The organism is Pseudomonas sp. 3296 (assembly GCF_031456615.1).
Classification (GTDB): domain Bacteria; phylum Pseudomonadota; class Gammaproteobacteria; order Pseudomonadales; family Pseudomonadaceae; genus Aquipseudomonas; species Aquipseudomonas mucoides.
Map to the genome: position 1 here is coordinate 45765 of NZ_JAVDUY010000009.1, position 16761 is coordinate 62525.

11 protein-coding genes are annotated in these 16761 nt (G+C 58.0%); 4 read left to right on the forward strand and 7 right to left on the reverse strand.

What is annotated here, in order from left to right; translation table 11 throughout:
- Positions 1–42: 42 nt before the first annotated feature.
- A complete protein-coding gene (locus tag J2X66_RS23960) occupies positions 43–1317 on the reverse strand; it encodes a glucarate dehydratase family protein (protein ID WP_310269432.1) in 1275 nt (424 codons plus the stop codon).
- Positions 1314–2711 (reverse strand): MFS transporter, encoded by a 1398-nt coding sequence (locus J2X66_RS23965; protein WP_310269435.1) that lies wholly within the window; start codon positions 2709–2711, stop codon positions 1314–1316. Before J2X66_RS23965 ends, J2X66_RS23960 begins: the two co-directional genes overlap by 4 nt.
- Before the next feature lie 106 nt (positions 2712–2817).
- Here J2X66_RS23965 and J2X66_RS23970 point away from each other — a divergent pair, with 106 nt between their 5' ends.
- The gene (locus J2X66_RS23970; protein WP_310269437.1) at positions 2818–3720 is read left to right on the forward strand and encodes a LysR substrate-binding domain-containing protein; all 903 of its coding nucleotides are present in this window, start codon (positions 2818–2820) and stop codon (positions 3718–3720) included.
- A 231-nt stretch (positions 3721–3951) separates the two neighbouring features.
- Positions 3952–4359, forward strand: coding sequence for a hypothetical protein (locus tag J2X66_RS23975; RefSeq protein WP_310269440.1), 408 nt, complete (start codon positions 3952–3954; stop codon positions 4357–4359).
- 157 nt (positions 4360–4516) lie between these two features.
- Here the strand turns inward: J2X66_RS23975 and J2X66_RS23980 are convergent, their stop codons facing one another.
- Together J2X66_RS23980 and J2X66_RS23985 are read right to left on the reverse strand one after the other, a co-directional pair.
- Entirely contained in the window at positions 4517–4954 is a 438-nt protein-coding gene (locus J2X66_RS23980; protein ID WP_310269443.1) for a DUF6130 family protein, read from the reverse strand.
- Between the two features lie 125 nt (positions 4955–5079).
- On the reverse strand, positions 5080–7080 hold the full coding sequence (locus tag J2X66_RS23985; RefSeq protein ID WP_310269446.1) for a U32 family peptidase: 2001 nt from the start codon (positions 7078–7080) through the stop codon (positions 5080–5082).
- 432 nt (positions 7081–7512) lie between these two features.
- On the opposite strand from J2X66_RS23985, the gene J2X66_RS23990 reads away from it, so the two are divergent.
- Positions 7513–9348 (forward strand): amidohydrolase, encoded by a 1836-nt coding sequence (locus J2X66_RS23990; RefSeq protein ID WP_310269450.1) that lies wholly within the window; start codon positions 7513–7515, stop codon positions 9346–9348.
- A gap of 75 nt (positions 9349–9423) precedes the next feature.
- Positions 9424–11175 carry an amidohydrolase family protein gene (locus J2X66_RS23995; protein WP_310269454.1) on the forward strand — a complete coding sequence of 584 codons (1752 nt, stop codon included), beginning with the start codon at positions 9424–9426 and terminating at the stop codon, positions 11173–11175.
- Between the two features lie 63 nt (positions 11176–11238).
- Here the strand turns inward: J2X66_RS23995 and J2X66_RS24000 are convergent, their stop codons facing one another.
- From J2X66_RS24000 to J2X66_RS24010, 3 genes are all read right to left on the reverse strand, one after another.
- Positions 11239–13098, reverse strand: a complete 1860-nt coding sequence (locus J2X66_RS24000; protein WP_310269457.1) for an ABC transporter ATP-binding protein — start codon at positions 13096–13098, stop codon at positions 11239–11241.
- Between the two features lie 369 nt (positions 13099–13467).
- On the reverse strand, positions 13468–14223 hold the full coding sequence (locus tag J2X66_RS24005) for a transporter (protein WP_405046805.1): 756 nt from the start codon (positions 14221–14223) through the stop codon (positions 13468–13470).
- A gap of 337 nt (positions 14224–14560) precedes the next feature.
- Positions 14561–16597: an alkyl sulfatase dimerization domain-containing protein gene (locus J2X66_RS24010; protein WP_310269461.1), complete on the reverse strand. Its 2037-nt coding sequence runs from the start codon at positions 16595–16597 to the stop codon at positions 14561–14563.
- Positions 16598–16761: the final 164 nt, after the last annotated feature.

The window sequence follows — 16761 nt, forward strand, 5'->3', positions numbered from 1 at the left end:
GGACGCAGGCTTCGCCAGCTGCTACAAAATTGCGTTAGCGTCTCAAAAACGCGGTTTGACGGTTTTCCACTCGGGCTTGTAACGCTGCATCTGTTTCACGTCATCGCGCTGGCGAATGCCGCACGTCAGGTATTGGTCATGCAGCTTGCCCAATTGATCATGATCCAGCTCCAGGCCCAACCCCGGTGCCCGGGTAATTTTCACGCAACCATCGACGATCGGCAGCTTGCCGCCCTTGATCACTTCTTCGTCCGGCTCCTGCCACGGGTAATGCGTGTCGCAGGCGTAATCGAGATTGGGCACCGAGGCGGCGACATGGGCCATGGCCATCAGGCTGATTCCCAAGTGCGAGTTGGAATGCATGGACACGCCCAGGCCAAAGGTCTGGCACATTTTCGCCAGCGCCTGGGTATCGCGCAGACCGCCCCAATAGTGGTGATCAGCGAGGACGATCTGCACGCTGTTCAAGGCCACACTGCGGCGGAACTCATCGAAATCAGTCACCACCATATTGGTCGCCAGCGGCAGGCCGGTGCGTTTGTGCAGTTCGGACATCCCTTCCAGGCCCGGCGTCGGGTCTTCGTAATATTGCAGGTCGTCGCCCAGCAGTTCGGCCATGCGAATCGAGGTTTCCAGCGACCAGTTAGCGTTCGGATCAATCCGCAGCGGGTAACCCGGGAAGGCCTTTTTCAGCGCCTTGATGCACGCCACCTCATGCTCCGGTTCCAGCGCGCCAGCCTTGAGCTTGATGCTCTTGAAACCATAGGTTTCGATCATGCGCCGAGCCTGGGCGACGATCTGCTCTTCGTTCAGCGCTTCACCCCAACTGTCGGGTTTGTAGGGCGAATCGATGTGCTGGGCGTACTTGAAAAACAGGTAGGCGCTGAACGGAATCTCGTCCCGGATCGCACCGCCCAGCAAGTCCACCAATGGCACGTTCAGCGAGTGCGCCTGCAAATCCAGGAACGCCACTTCGAACGCCGAGTAGGCATTGCTCACCGCTTTGCTGGCGTGAGAGCCGGGCGCCAGTTCGGCGCCGGCGATGCTCGCGGGTTTGTTCGCCGCCACGGTGGCCTGCACGATGGCGCGCAGCTGATTGAGGTTGAACGGGTCGAGGCCGATCAGCTGGTCTTGCAATTGCTGCTGGATCGCCAGCGCCGGCGCGTCGCCGTAACTCTCCCCCAGGCCAATGTAGCCAGTGTCGCTCTCGATCTCGATGATCGAGCGCAGCGCGAACGGTTCGTGGATACCACTGGCATTGAGCAGCGGCGGATCACGGAAAGCGATGGGGGTGACGGTGACTCGTGTGATTTTCAAGAGGCTGCTCCCTTTGGATCTGGTTTCAAAGCGGTGTGACTGACAGTGGATTGCGGCAAGGCGGTCGTGGCGGGTTTACCGGTCAGCGCGCGCAAGGCGTCACCACGGGGTGCGGTGCGTGCGAAAAAGATCAACACGGCGGCGACCAACGAGGTGGCGGCCAGGCCGTAGAGCCCGCCCTCGATTGAGCCGGTTTCCTGTTCCAGAAAACCGAACGCCGTCGGCGCCACGAAACCGCCGAGGTTGCCGATGGAGTTGATCAGGGCAATCACTGCGGCGGCGATGCGCGCGTCCAGATAGCCTTGTGGAATCGGCCAGAACAACGCTGACGCAGCTTTGAAACCAATGGCCGCAAAACAGATGGCGACGAAGGCGAAGATCGGCCCCCCGGTGGTCGACATGAACATCCCGAACGCCGCAATCACCAGCGTCAACGCCACCCAGGCTTGCTGGTGTTTCCATTTGCTGGCCATCGCGGCGAAGCCATACATCGCGACGATGGAAATCAGCCACGGAATCGAGTTGAACAGGCCGACCTGAAAGTCGCCCAGGTTGCCCATTTTCTTGATCATGCTCGGCAGCCAGAACGTGGCGCCATAGATGGTCAGGGCAATGGAAAAGTAGATAAAACAGAACAGCGCAATTTGCTTGTCGGCCAACAGTTTGAACATCGACGGTTTGATCGTCTGCGCGGCTTCGCGAGCCTGCTGCTCCAGCGCGATGGCGCTCACCAGCGCGTCCTTCTCTTCAGCGCTCAGCCACTTGGCTTCACGCGGGTGGGATTGCAGCCAGAACCAGACAAAACCGCACAGGACAATGGAGGCGAAGCCTTCAATCAGGAACATCCACTGCCAGCCATGCAGGCTCAAACCGCTGACGTTGAGCAGCGCACCGGACACCGGGCCGGAAATGACCGACGCAATGGCCGAACCGCTGAGAAAGATCGCCATGGCCTTGCCCCGCTCCGTCGACGGCAGCCACTGGGTGAAGTAGTAAATGATGCCCGGGAAAAAGCCCGCTTCGGCCGCGCCGAGAATGAAGCGCAGCACATAGAAACTGGTTTCGCCGCGCACGAAGGCCATGGCCATGGCGGCGGCGCCCCAGGTGAACATGATGCGCGTCAACCAGGCGCGAGCACCGTAGCGTTGCAGCAGCATGTTGGAGGGCACTTCGAAGATCGCGTAACCGATGAAGAACAACCCGGCACCCAGGCCATAGGCCGCTGCGCCGATGCCCAGATCGGTTTCCATGTGGCTGCGCACGAAGCCGATGTTGACCCGGTCGATGTAGTTGACGATGAACATCACCACGAACAGCGGCAGCACGTGGCGCTTCACCTTGGCCGCGGCGCGGGCCAGCACACTCGGGTCTGGCGGATTCTGGAGGGTATTCAAAAGGCAACTCCCGATCATTGTTTTTTTAGGGACGAGCCGATCATGGACGCGGCAATTGATCCCGTCTAATCTAACTTGGCATTCGATTGATACCTGGATTAGATCAATGTTCGAACTGACTCAACTGCGCTGCTTTACCACGGTGGCCACCGAACTCAACTTTCGTCGCGCCGCCGAACGCCTGAACATGACGCAACCCCCGCTCAGTCGACAGATCCAGTTGTTGGAGCATCACCTGGGTGTCGAGCTGTTCACCCGCACCACTCGCAGCGTCGCCCTCACCGCCGCCGGTCGTGCCTTCTTCATCGAAGCGCAGAACCTGCTGGAGCGTGCCCAGCAAGCCGCCGTCACCGCCCGGCGGTTTGCCGAAGGCGACATTGGCTCAGTCAACATCAGCTTCGTCGGTAGCGCGGTGTATGAGTTCCTGCCCAAGGTCATCGCCGAAGCAAGGCTCAAACAGCCTCATGTCAAAATCGATCTGTCGGAGATGAACACCTACCAACAGCACGAAGCCCTTCGCGCCCGGCGTATTGATCTGGGCATCGTCCGCGCGCCCTTGCTGGAACCGGGCTACGCCACCGAGTGCCTGGTGCGCGAGCCGTTCGTGCTCGCCGTCCCCAGTCGCCACCCACTGGCCACTGCCGACACCGTGTCCGTCAAAGACCTCGACGCGCAACCGTTCCTGATGTACTCCCACGCCGCCTACCCGCCCTTCAACGAACTGCTGACCGGCATGCTGCGCTCGGCCCGTGTGGCCCCGGAATACGTGCAATGGCTCGGTTCGTCACTGACGATCCTGGCGCTGGTCAACGCTGGAATGGGCCTGGCCCTGGTCCCGCGTTGCGCCACCAGCGTGGTATTCAAGAACGTGGTGTTCCGGGATATTGATCTGGGGGAAGGCGTACAGAGCGAGCTGCATTTGATCTGGCGCGAGAACAATGACAACCCGGCGTTTGCGATGTTGCTGGAAGGGATCAGGAAGGCTGTGAGGGAAGGATGGGGGGGGTGAAAGCATCGATCAAACGATGAATACCTGTGGCAAGAGGCCTAGGCGATGAACGCAGGGTCTCTTGAATCAGTCAGCTATCAGCCAGAAACGGGTATTCGCTGCCAAATCGCGCGCCCTATAAGCAGACGGTCTATCCTGTCACTGAATATAAGTAGCAAAAAACCAGAAATCCGCTACTACAATAGTAACGACCACTTCGTTCATTGCAGATCGTCACAGGAATGTCACTCCATGCGAAATCAACTTAAGTATTCCAGACTTCGTTTTGGATTTTTAATAAGTGTTATTTCAATTGGACTGATCGCTTGCGCGAGCGATAAAAACAGCACTGCATCTACGAAAGAAATTACTCAACCACCTATTGATGACAGCGAGACTTCATCTGTACGTGTAACGACGAGCTGGATACAACACTCGTATAGCCAAGCTGACTGCCTGAAGCACGCCCGTGCGGCGCTGACAAAAGCGAGATATTTTGTTGATGCAGGAGATAGATCAGTCTATGGGATGCGTGAAGGTATGACTTTTTCAATTCGCTGCGACTACGAAGGCGTTGCTTTTTTGGCAGTAGCTTATCGTCACAGGCCCAGTGCTCAAACCCAGGATCGGATCTTGAATGAAATCACCAGGCTATTTTAAGAGCTGCAGATTTCTGAGACAGTAGTTATTAACGTTTTCGGAAGTTGAACACATAAGCACACTAATGAATCTGTCTTGTTATTTCTTATCGCCCTATTTCATCGAAAAAAAGCATCGAAAAAGGCGACGTATTTATTTACCTGTCGTCTGAAGCTGTTCACTTCTGCGGAACGACAAAACTCACTTCCGTACTGGTGAGAATTTTATGAGTCGGGTCGGCTACTTCAAGCAGCACCTTATGCGTGCCGGGCGTCAGCCCAACCACGATAATCGGATCTTCACTGGTGTGCGCCCAGGTGCCTTTCCAGTCGTCGACGGTCACATGCAGGTGAGCGAGACGCGGTGATACACCAACCGCCGCTTTGCCAAATACCGGCATGATCCTGGCGTGCTCAATTTGATACTGGATGATGACAACACCGCGGGCGAGTGGCTCGGCAAGCGGTGGATAGGCGACGAGTGTGGGCACCGCCTCGGATTCCAGCGGGAGTATTGCCGGTGGCTGTTGGGTGCCTGCAATCCCTTGACCGCTCGCAGCGATACAAAAAAACAAACCCGAAGCAACGGCCATCACATGTCTGAGAACGACGGGCATGATTTTATCTCCCGTGAGTTCACTTAAGGCTAGATCAAACTCCACTGCATGGGGCCGTCCAGATGAGCTGCGCCGATCATCGGTATTGACGATGATCGGCGCAGCTCAATATGCTCGCCCGTCACTCAATGCGGCGCGCGAGGAATCGTCTTCAGCAGGTCTTCAGGACTGATGTAACCCACGACCGGCTCCGAGACACTGCCCGGCAGCGGCAGGTCAAGGATGTGCCCCTTGATCTTGCCGATGACGTGCATTTCGCAAGGCTTGCAGTCGAACTTCAGGGTCAGCACTTCGTCACCGTGCACCAGTTGCATCGGCGCGACTTTGGTGCGCACACCGGTGACGCCTTTGGCTTGCTTGGGGCACAGATTGAAGGAGAACCGCAGGCAGTGCTTGGTGATCATCACCGGCACTTCTCCGGTTTCTTCATGGGCTTCGAACGCTGCGTCGATCAGCTTGACGCCGTGGCGGTGATAGAAGTCCCGCGCCTTCTGGTTGTAGACGTTGGCCAGGAACGACAGGTGCGACTCCGGGTACACCGGCGGCGGAGTGGTTTCGGCCTTGCGATGACCTCTCGGGTGGGCGAGCAAACGGGCCGCGGTCAACGCCTCAATCACCTCGCGGCGCAAGGCTTTGAGTTGCGAGTTGGGAATGAAAAACGCCTGGGGTGCATCCAGTTCAACCGCGGTGGCATGGTAGTCCGTGGTGCCCAGTTGACCGAGCAGATCGCGCAGTTGCTCCAGGGCCTGCTCCGGCTTGTTGGCCAGACCGAACGGCCCGTCCAGCGACAGGCTGGCGCTGACGCCCTCCTCACTCGTGGCGGTCAGTTGCAGGCGCTGCTCGTCAAGACGTGCCACCCAACTCAAACCGATACGACGCTCGGCGGAAGTCTTCTGCAAGGCTTGCTGCCAGTTATGGTCAAGGTTGCGGCTCAGTGGATGGTTGGGCCGCAACTTGAACATCCCGTCCGGCATTTCGTTGGGCTCGACCCGGTAGCGATAGCGCTTCTGGCCGTCTTCGAGGAACTCGCCCTTGGGCTCGGCGATGTTCGCGCGAAAGCCCACCACCTCGCGCTTGATCTGCACGTTGAGGCCATCGCCGTTGGACAGCGGCTCGAAGGTCACCACCTGCAAATCACGCTTGCCGACCTTCTCCACCACACCCACCGACAAGCCTGTGAAGGTCGGAGAGTCGAAAGCACCGATGTCGATCTTGCGATCAGTGACGAAGTAATCGGTGCTGCCGCGGTGGAAGGTCTTGTCCGGGTCGGGCACAAAGAAGTGCGCGGTGCGGCCGCTGGAGGCCCGCGCCAGGTCCGGGCGATCTTCCAGCACGTCGTCCAGACGCTGACGGTAATAGGCCGTGATGTTCTTCACATAACCCATGTCCTTGTAGCGCCCCTCAATCTTGAACGAGCGAACCCCGGCTTCGACCAACGCCCGGATGTTGGCGCTCTGGTTGTTGTCTTTCATCGACAGCAGGTGTTTTTCGTAGGCGACGACGCGGCCCTGGTCGTCCTTGAGGGTATACGGCAAACGACAGGCCTGGGAGCAGTCGCCCCGGTTGGCGCTACGACCGTTCTGGGCGTGGGAAATATTGCACTGCCCGGAGAACGCCACGCACAAGGCGCCGTGAATGAAGAACTCGATCGCGGCATCGGTCTCGTCGGCGATGGCGCGAATCTCTTGCAGGTTCAGCTCGCGGGCCAATACCAGTTGGGAGAAACCCGCCTGGTCCAGGAACTTCGCCCGTGCCAGTGTACGGATGTCGGTCTGGGTGCTGGCGTGCAGCTCGATCGGCGGGATATCCAGCTCCATCACCCCCAGATCCTGAACGATCAACGCGTCAACGCCAGCATCGTACAACTGGTGGATCAGCTTGCGCGCCGGCTCCAGTTCGTTGTCATGCAGGATCGTGTTGATCGTGGTGAACACGCGGGCGTGATAGCGACGGGCGAACTCCACGAGTTGCGCAATATCGCTGACTTCGTTGCAGGCGTTGTGCCGGGCGCCGAAGCTCGGGCCACCGATGTACACGGCGTCGGCACCGTGCAGAATAGCCTCGCGAGCGATGCTCACGTCACGGGCGGGGCTGAGCAATTCCAGGTGATGTTTGGGAAGAGACATATTTTTTATCTGGTTATCACGGTAGGTGCGCATTGTAGCGGGCAAAATCGCGATGGGCACGTGGGGCGACGGAAAGTGGTTGTTGCTCACCAGTGGCGTTCAGAGTATCGAGGGTCTTGGTTTTGACAGGTAACTAACGGCCAATAGCGGACGCGAAAAAGTTGCCACCTTCACGCACATCGCCGCGGCCAGGCTCTTACTGTAATAAATTCGGCGTCTTTACTTGATCTGTATCAAGCCTTTTGCTTACACAGAAGCTAGTGTGTTGCATCTGACACTTGAGTTCGCAGCCGAAAGACGACTCTTGTATTTGCCTACAAAATCAGGAGCGATCCAGTCCTGATTTTTTACAGAACGGCAAACCCGTCAAACCCGTCGGCCAATATTCATCGAATACCTACCACTCGTCATTTCAGTGCGAGAGAGCCAACAATGAAACTGACAGCTAAAGCGATTGGATGCGCCTTACTGACCTTGGTTGTCACGCACTCGTTGGAGGCGCAGGCGCAGACTGGGGCGAATACCACTGCCGATACCATCTACACAGGTGGTGACATCATCACCGTCAATGAGCTTCAGCCGCAGGCTGAGGCAATTGCAGTCAAGGACGGCCGTATTCTCGCCGTCGGATATCGCGACGAGGTCATGAAGTACAAGGGCCCCGAAACACAGCTGGTCGACTTGGCTGGCAACACCCTGGTGCCCGGTTTCATCGACCCACATGGCCATGTGTTCAATACCGGCATTCAGGCGATCTCCGCCAATCTGCTGCCGCGTCCGGACGGTGGCGTGAACGACATTGCCCAATTGCAGGCTGCGCTAAAGGCCTGGGCCGAGCAGAACCAGAAGCTCACCGTCGAATACGGCTGGATTGTCGGGTTCGGCTATGACGATGCACAACTCAAAGAACAGCGCCATCCAACACGCGACGATCTGGACCAAGTCTCGACCACGTTGCCGGTGGTGATCGTGCACCAATCCGGGCATCTGGGGGCCATGAACAGTAAAGCCCTGGAGATCCTTGGGCTTGATGCGGGCACAGAAAACCCTCCCGGCGGCGTCATTCGACGCAAGAAAGGCAGTCAAGAACCTGATGGGGTGCTCGAAGAGAACGCTTTTTTTAGCCAGCTCTTCGGCCTGATGGGCAAACTCAGTCCGGATGCCAATAAGGCGCTATTCGCAGCAGGCGTTAATCTATACAAGCGCTTCGGCTACACCACCGCACAGGAAGGCAAAGCATCGCTCGCCTCGGTGGCGACCATGGAAGCGGTGGCCAACAGTGGCAAGCTGGACATCGACGTAGTGGCTTATCCCGATATTACCGTGGGCGCGGAGGCAATGAAGGCGCCCTGGTTGTCACGTACCTATTCAGGTCACTTCCGTCTCGGAGGGATCAAGCTCACGCTCGACGGTTCGCCGCAGGGTAAAACCGCATGGCTCACTCAACCTTATTACAAAGTGCCGAGCGGGCAAAAGCCGGATTATCAAGGCTACTCTGCGTTCACTGACCAACAGGTCAATGGCTTCGTTGATCAAGCTTTCAACAATAACTGGCAAGTTCTGGCACACGTGAACGGCGATGCCGCCATCGATCAATTCATCAACGCTGTACGTGCGGCTGAAAAAAAATATGGCATGGCTGATCGCCGCCCGGTGGCCATACATGCGCAGACTGCACGTTTGGATCAGGTCGAAGCGTTCAAGGCGCTGGGCATCATTCCGTCTTTTTTCCCGATGCACACCTATTACTGGGGTGACTGGCATCGAGATTCGGTATTGGGCCCTGATCGTGCGGCCAACATTTCACCGACGGGCTGGGCCATCGAGCGGGGCATGATTTTCACCTCGCACCATGACGCGCCGGTGGCGATGCCTGACGCGCTGCGGGTTATTTCTTCCACGGTCAATCGCGTGACACGTAGCGGCAAGGTGCTTGGTCCCGAACATCGAACGACTCCATTGGTGGCGCTGAAGGCCCATACGCTCTGGTCGGCCTATCAGCACTTCGAAGAGAAATCAAAGGGCTCGCTCGAGGCAGGCAAGCTCGCTGACTTTGCAGTGCTTGACGGTAATTCACTCACTGTAGATCCGCTGAAAATTGCTGAAATCAAGGTGCTTGAGACGATCAAGGAAGGCAAAACCGTTTACCGACGCGATACCGCTTTGAAGGCAGACGCGATAACCGGGTGCGCCGAATCGGATGCTTGTTTCATTGTCGCAAGTCGAGTGCTGGGTCTGGCAGGGCTAATACAGGCTCATACGCATTGAAATTGGCCATTGTGCAAACTCGGGCATGTAACGCGAGCACGCGTCCCTCGGCTGTTCCGCAAAGGAGATGCATCAATGAAACGGGCTCTTGAATCGACAATCTGCGCGTTGGTTGCCTTGGTGGCAGTACGCACCGTCATGGCACAAGAGGATCCAAACGCGATTACTGTCTTCACCGCGAAAAAAATTGTCACGATGGACCCGACACGACCCACCGCGACCGCCGTCGCCGTGCGCGACGGGATGATCCTCGGTGTAGGCTCTCTGCAAGACCTCGCGCCCTGGTTGAAGGATAAACAGTACACGGTCGACCCCCAGTTCAAAGACAAGGTATTGATGCCTGGCTTGATCGACCCGCACATGCATCCCATGCTTGGAGCAATCGCCTTTCAGACCGTCTGGATCACCCCCGAGCCCTGGAATGTGATGGGCCATCAAACTCCCGCCACCCTTGGTGAAAAAGCCTATCGGGCAGCCCTCGAAACAGCATTTTCCCAGCGCAACAAAGACGCACCGATATTCATGACCTGGGGCTTCAGCGCAGACACCCACGGTGAACTGTCGCGCGAAGTATTGGACGGCATCTCCAAGGATGTACCCATCATGGTGCTGCAACGCTCGATGCACGAGGTGTACTTCAATACCCCCATGATGGCGTTGCTGAGGTCCAGGGGGCTGGACGAAAACAAGTACAAGGATCACCCGCAGATTAATTGGAAGAGCAGCCATTTCTGGGAAGACGGTATGTTCAGCGTGGTCTTGCCTTACCTGGCAGGCAGTCTGCTCGACCCCGTTTCAGTTGACCCGGCGTACTTAAAGACGCGTGACTACCTGACCTACAATGGCGTGACGACAGTCGCAGACCTGTCCACCGGCAGCACGAATTGGGACATGGAAATGGCCGCCCTCAAGCGCACCATGGATACCGCAGATTCGCCGATTCGAGTGCGCCTGACGCCCGATGTCTACAAGCTCAGCCTCGCCCTGAAGAGCCCCGAGGCGGCGATGGAACGGGTCGGCCAGTTGAAGGATCAGAACACCCGGCATCTGGTCTTCAATAACGCCATCAAGCTGTTTGCAGACGGTGCAATGTTCTCGCAGGCCATGCAGATCAGCGACCCGGGTTATATCGATGGCCACAAAGGCGAGTGGATTACCCAGCCGGACGCATTTGCCGAATTTGCCCGCAGCTACTGGAATGCCGGTTACCAGATCCATGTGCACACCAATGGCGACGGTGGTGCCAAAATGGTGCTCGACACATTGCAGGCCCTGGAGGACGAAAAACCGCACGCAGATCATCGTTTCACGATCGAGCATTACGGTTATGCCAACGACGGCACCTCGCGACGCATAGCCAGGCTCGGCGCCCAGGTCTCCGCCAACCCCTTCTATCTCTATGACTTGGGTGATCGCTATGCCGAGACGGGCCTTGGCTTTGATCGCGCCGCACGCATTGCGCCATTGGGCGGTTTGGTAAGGCGTAATGTGCCGGTAGCGCTGCACTCGGACTTCCCCATGGCACCCGCAGAACCACTGTTCCTGGCCTGGACCGCCGCGTCGCGCGAAACCCTGAGCGCAAAAGTGTTTGCCCCCTCCGAGCGGCTGACACTGGATCAGGCCATCCGCGCCATCACCATCGACGCCGCTTATATGATCGGCATGGAAAACGAGATAGGGAGTATTGAATCAGGCAAGCTCGCCGACTTTGCCATACTCGATAAAGACCCCTATGACGTTGGCGTGAAAGGGCTTCGCGACATCAAGGTGTGGGGCACAGTGTTCGAGGGCAAGGCACACTCCGCCACATCGAATACTCCGAAGTGATAGTTGGCGTCTTTAGTGAACACGTGAATGACGAATCACCTGCTCAGTTGATCGAGCCACGGCTCACACCTGATCCATAGCCTCGATTACGCCCATGTCCTCACCCAAAAAACCGCCGCTTTGATGCTGCCAAAGCCGCGCATAGAGGCCGTTCTTCCCCAGCAGTTCGGTGTGGGTGCCCTGCTCGATGATGCGTCCGTCATCCATGACGATGAGCCGGTCCATGGCCGCGATCGTGGACAGCCGATGAGCGATGGCGATCACCGTCTTGCCCTGCATCATTTCATCGAGGCTGTCCTGAATCGCGACTTCTACTTCCGAGTCGAGCGCGCTGGTGGCCTCGTCGAGTAGCAGGATGGGGGCGTTCTTGAGCATCACCCGGGCAATCGCGACGCGTTGGCGCTGGCCGCCCGACAGCTTGATGCCGCGCTCACCCACGAGGGTGTCGTAGCCGGTGTGGCCTTGCCGGTCGCTCAGTTGGCTGATGAACTCGTGGGCCTGGGCATTGGCCGCGGCGATGCGGATTTGTGCGTCGGTCGCATCGGGACGGCCGTAGGCGATGTTGTCGCGAATGGAACGGTGCAGCAGCGAGGTGTCCTGCGTGACCATACCGATGGCGCCGCGCAAGCTGTCTTGCGTCACGTGTGCGATGTTCTGGCCGTCGATTCGAATCTCCCCGCTGTCGACGTCATAGAAGCGCAACAGCAGATTGATCAGCGTGGATTTACCGGCGCCGGAGCGGCCCACCAGGCCGATTTTTTCGCCCGCGCGGATGCTCAGGCTCAGGCCATCGAGCACCTGGCGTTCGCCGTTGTAGTTAAAGCTCACGTTATCGAAGGTGACCGCGCCACCGGAGGTCACCAGCACGCCTGCGTCCGGGGCATCCTTCACCTTGGGACCGCGGGTAAAGGTGGCCATGCCATCCTGCACGGTGCCGATGCTCTCGAACAGCGAGGTCATTTGCCACATGATCCAGTGCGACATGCCATTGATACGCAACGCCATGGCGGTGATGGCCGCCACGGCACCTGCGCCGACCTCACCCTGGTGCCAGAGCCACAGCGCATAGCCACCGGCTGCCATGATCAAACCCACCACCAACGCCTGGTTGACGATCTCGAACTGGCTGACCAGGCGCATCTGGCGAAAGCCGGTTTGCTTGAAATCCTCCATCGCGGCACGCGCGAAATGCGCTTCACGATTGGAGTGGGAGAACAGTTTCACCGTCGTGATGTTGGTGTAGGCGTCCGAGATACGCCCGGTCATCATCGACCGCGCATTGGCCTGTTCCTGCCCGACTTTCCCCAGGCGAGGCACGAAGTACAGCATGGCCAGCCCGAACAACGCGACCCAGGCAATGAACGGCAGCATCAGTTTGAGGGCGAAGCCGCCGGCCAGGGCGATGATCGCGATGAAATACACCCCGATCCCGGGGGCGATCTCGATCAGGGTGAACAGCACATCGCGTACGGCCAGCGCCGTCTGCATCACCTTGGTCGTGACGCGGCCAGAAAACTCGTCGGAAAAAAAAGAAAGGCTTTGCCGCAGCATCAGACGATGGAAGTCCCAGCGCAGCCGCAACGGCAAGTTAATCGCCAAGATCTGGTGCTGCACCATGGTGCGCAACGCCACCAGCCCGACACTCGTCACCATGACGATGCCGATGCCCCACAACACGCGACTTTCCTGCGCCGCCGCTTCCCCGCCGGCCTGCCAGGTCGACAGCAGATCCACGACCTGACCGAGGAAGGAAAACAGCCAGGCTTCGTAAATCGACACAGCGGCACTGAGCAGCGCAAGCGCCAGGATGTAACCGCGGGCGCCCCGCGTGCAGGCCCACAGGAAACGCGCCAGGCCGGCGGGTGGCGGTGGCACCTCGTCAGGAGGAAAAGGGTCGAGCCTTCGTTCAAACGCACGAAGCATGGTGTTCTCCAAAACGGTCGAGTTGAGGGGATTCTGCCATTGAACGGTTGCTTTGAGGGTTTTGCGACGTTGAGGTATGCGCTGTTGGCAAGATTTCAGGCCGTGCGACGCATCGGCGAAACGTTGAACGACACCGAAGGGTTTGCCTCAGCGGACGCCGCCAGAAAGGGGTTGGCTGGCCAGACCGCACGGAAGGTCCGTCGGTTGAGGCGCGAGTGGCGGGGTCGGGGCCGTGGTACCGGGCAGCATGACGGTGGACGAGGTCACAAAGCTGGGAGACCGCGAGAGGTATACGGTGAAACAGCAGCGAAACGGTCTACGGTCAACCCGGCGAGGGTCCATTATTCACCTCTTGCAGTCGCCTCCGTCTCAGCGTGGAAACAACAACGTCACCGCGAATCGAAACCCCCACCCCTGTGGCCCGTCATCCGGGCTGTCGAGCCAGTAGCGTGGACCGGCTTGCACCGTCAGGGGTTGCCCGCTGATTTTCAACAGTTGTGTGACCGTCAGATTGACCGGCACGGACCATTCGCGTGACTGCCAGTTATAGGTGGACTCAGTGTTCACCCCGTAGGTCGTGAGAGTGCTGGTTGTAAAGGAAAGGAACGGTTGCAGGAAGGTCTGGTTGACCTTTTCCTTGTTGTCTGGCGGGCTGCCGTCCAGGCCCCAGATATGGTTGGCGAGTATCCCGTGAGTCCAGCCATTGGCCTGTTTCAGCGCAACCGCAGTCGGGCCGATGCCCCACTGCTCGCTACCGAGCAATTCATCACTGCCGGTAGGAATCAATATTGCCGGGCCGACGCCGAGTATCCAGCCACTGTCCGTGGGCTTTTTCGGCGAAAAGAAGAAGCTCTGGGTGATATCGCCAACGCCGGACTTGTCCGCCGCGCCGTCAGGTGCCAGACCATGCTGATCAATGACCGGCAGGATCGTGCGCGAAATCAGGTTCCAGTCGTCATTGAGGGTAAATGGCAGGACCGGCTGAATATTGGTCACGCTGTGCATGCCCTCTCCGGTCGGCCCCATTTTCTGGTCCCAGTTGTACTGCACCGGCAGGCTGTACATGGCTGCCACCGGGTTGAGGGCTTGTTTGGCCAATTCTGCCGAGTCCTCAGCCTGGGCCATGGGCACGAAGCACAATGAAGCGAACAGTGCCGTAGAGGTGTAACTCCATCGCTGTATTAGATCCATTGCCCATCACCTGGAATCGACAAAGCAAGAGATAAGCGTAGGCAACAGTGGTCAATGTGCAATTTTCCCGAATCTCGCACGTCGACTCGGGTAGTAGAGCTGAAAACCAGGGCGCCCAGTCTTCCAGTACTTGAACCAGGCGCCCGGCGTTGAGCGCACACTCCCCCGCCAGGCCACCAACGTCATGTCGGTTTTGCGCACCTCGCGCACCTGGTGTCAGCAGGTGCGCAAGGTAGCTTGCGCCTGAACAGAAAAAGCGCGGCCCTGATGGTTACTGCTGCGTGCCGGGCAGCAGTTCAAAGGTGGGGGTAAACGGGGTGATCGCGGCCATCAACTGTTCGAAGGGTTTGTGGTTGCCCACGAACGTGGCTTTGCCGGCCCCGACCAGTTGAGCGAAGCTGGTTTTCCTCGCCATAACACCTTCAAGATCAGCACGATCAAGGGTGATCGTAAGGTCGGCATTTTTCGCCTGCTGCCCCTTGATATTGGTCAGAGTTGAATTGCTCAACTCAACCACAAACTGTTCCCCGTTGTCGGGCGTCTTGAGGTTCAAGACGAAGTGTTGATTCGCCACTTTGCTGCCATCCAGGGCGATGCCGAGGTACTCCAGCCACAACTCGGTACTCATGGCGCGGATCATGTCAGGCCCGGTGGTTTTGGGTGGTACACCCTTTGGCATGCCGTTGCGCAACTCATACGCCGCCGCAAGGAAGCTGTTGCGCACGCCGGCACTTTCCTTCTGATACCCCACCTGTTCATAGACGTCTGCGAGCAAGTCCTTGGCCTCGGCGTTCTGGGGTTCGGCATACACCAGCTTATTGAGAATTTCATAGGCTTCGCGATATTTGCCCTGATCGAACAAGGATTTGCCCTTGGTCATTATCTTCTCTGAGCCCCCCATCATCTCCACGTACAGCGGTGCCGAATCCTTCGGTGACAGCGGCATCAGCGTCGCCGGGTTGGCATCCCAGTAACCGAGGTAGCGGTTGATCACAGCGCGGCTGTTGTGCTCTTCGGAGCCGTGGTAGCTGTGGGTCGCCCAGTTGTTTTTCAGGCTGTCCGGCAATTTGTAGACGTTGTGAATCTCGTTGATGGTGACGCCCTGGTTGGCCGCGTGCAGCACCGCGTTATTCAGGTTGGCGTAGGCGTCGCGCTGTGCGCGCATCACGTCCTGGATCCGCTCATTGCCCCAACGTGGCCAACTGTGCGCGGCGAACATGACGTCCGCCTGTTGTCCGTAGCGATATAAAGCGTTGTTGATGTTCTTCGACCAGACCAGAGGATCACGGACCAAGGCACCGCGCAGGGTGTAGATGTTATGGAGGGTGCCAACGATGTTTTCCGCGGCCCAGAATGCCTTGAATTGCGGGAACCAGGTATTCATCTCCGCCGGCGCTTCAGTGCCCGGCGTACTTTGAAACTCCATCTCCACGCCATCGATCGTCAGGGTCTCGAAGTCTTTCGAGATATAGCGATTGGGTTCGATCAGGCCCATGTTGCCAATGGACGCATTTTTTCCGATGGCCATGTCGACGTGGCCATAAGGGCTGTGCGGCAACAGCACGCCATATTGGAAAAATGCGCGCCGGGTCATTGCGTTGCCGGCGTAGACGTTTTCAGCCACCGCATGCTCCATGAACCCGGTCGGTGCGATCAGCGGGATTTTACCGCTGCGCACATCAGCCTCATCGACCAACCCGCGCACGCCACCGAAGTGGTCGGCATGGGAGTGAGAGATCACCACCGCTACGACCGGGCGCTTGCCGAGTTTTTCGTTGATGAAGTCCAGCGCAGCCTTGGCGGTTTCCTTCGACATCAGCGTGTCGAACACAATCCAGCCCGTATCGCCCTTGATGAACGTGATGTTCGCCAGGTCAAACCCGCGCACTTGGTAAATCTTGTCCGGAACCACCTCGTACAGACCAAAGGCCATATTGAGTATCGCCTGACGCTGCAACGACGGGTTGATGCTGTCGTAGTCCTTGCCGTCGAGCAGGAAGTCATAGCTGCCCATGTTCCAGGCGACATTTCCGGCTTCAGCCATGATCTTGTTGTAAGTCGGTGCCGCTATAAAGCCTTTCCTGGCCTCTTCAAAATCTCGTTTGTCACCGAACGGAAGTGTCTTGCGTACACCGTTTTGCAGTTCGATCGTGTAGGCCGAAGGCGGTTTGCCTTTGGGATCGAAGTGCGCACTTTTTGTTGACGAAGGATCAGAACTTGCGCCGTTTGCATCGGCAGCAAAAACGCCAGGGCCAGCGCCACAGCCCAGCGTAATTGTCAGTGCCAGATGAAGGGTCTTGTTGTGCATGAAGGGGTTCCTGTGCCAAGGGCTGCCAAGAGCGTCAATGCGGATAATTGCGCCCGATTTTATTGATTGGGTACGCGTCAACTTGACCCGCCTGGCCATGAATAGCATATTCATTTCATTACGAAAAATTCCGTTTCAGTGGTTTTCAATAACATAAAGGTTAT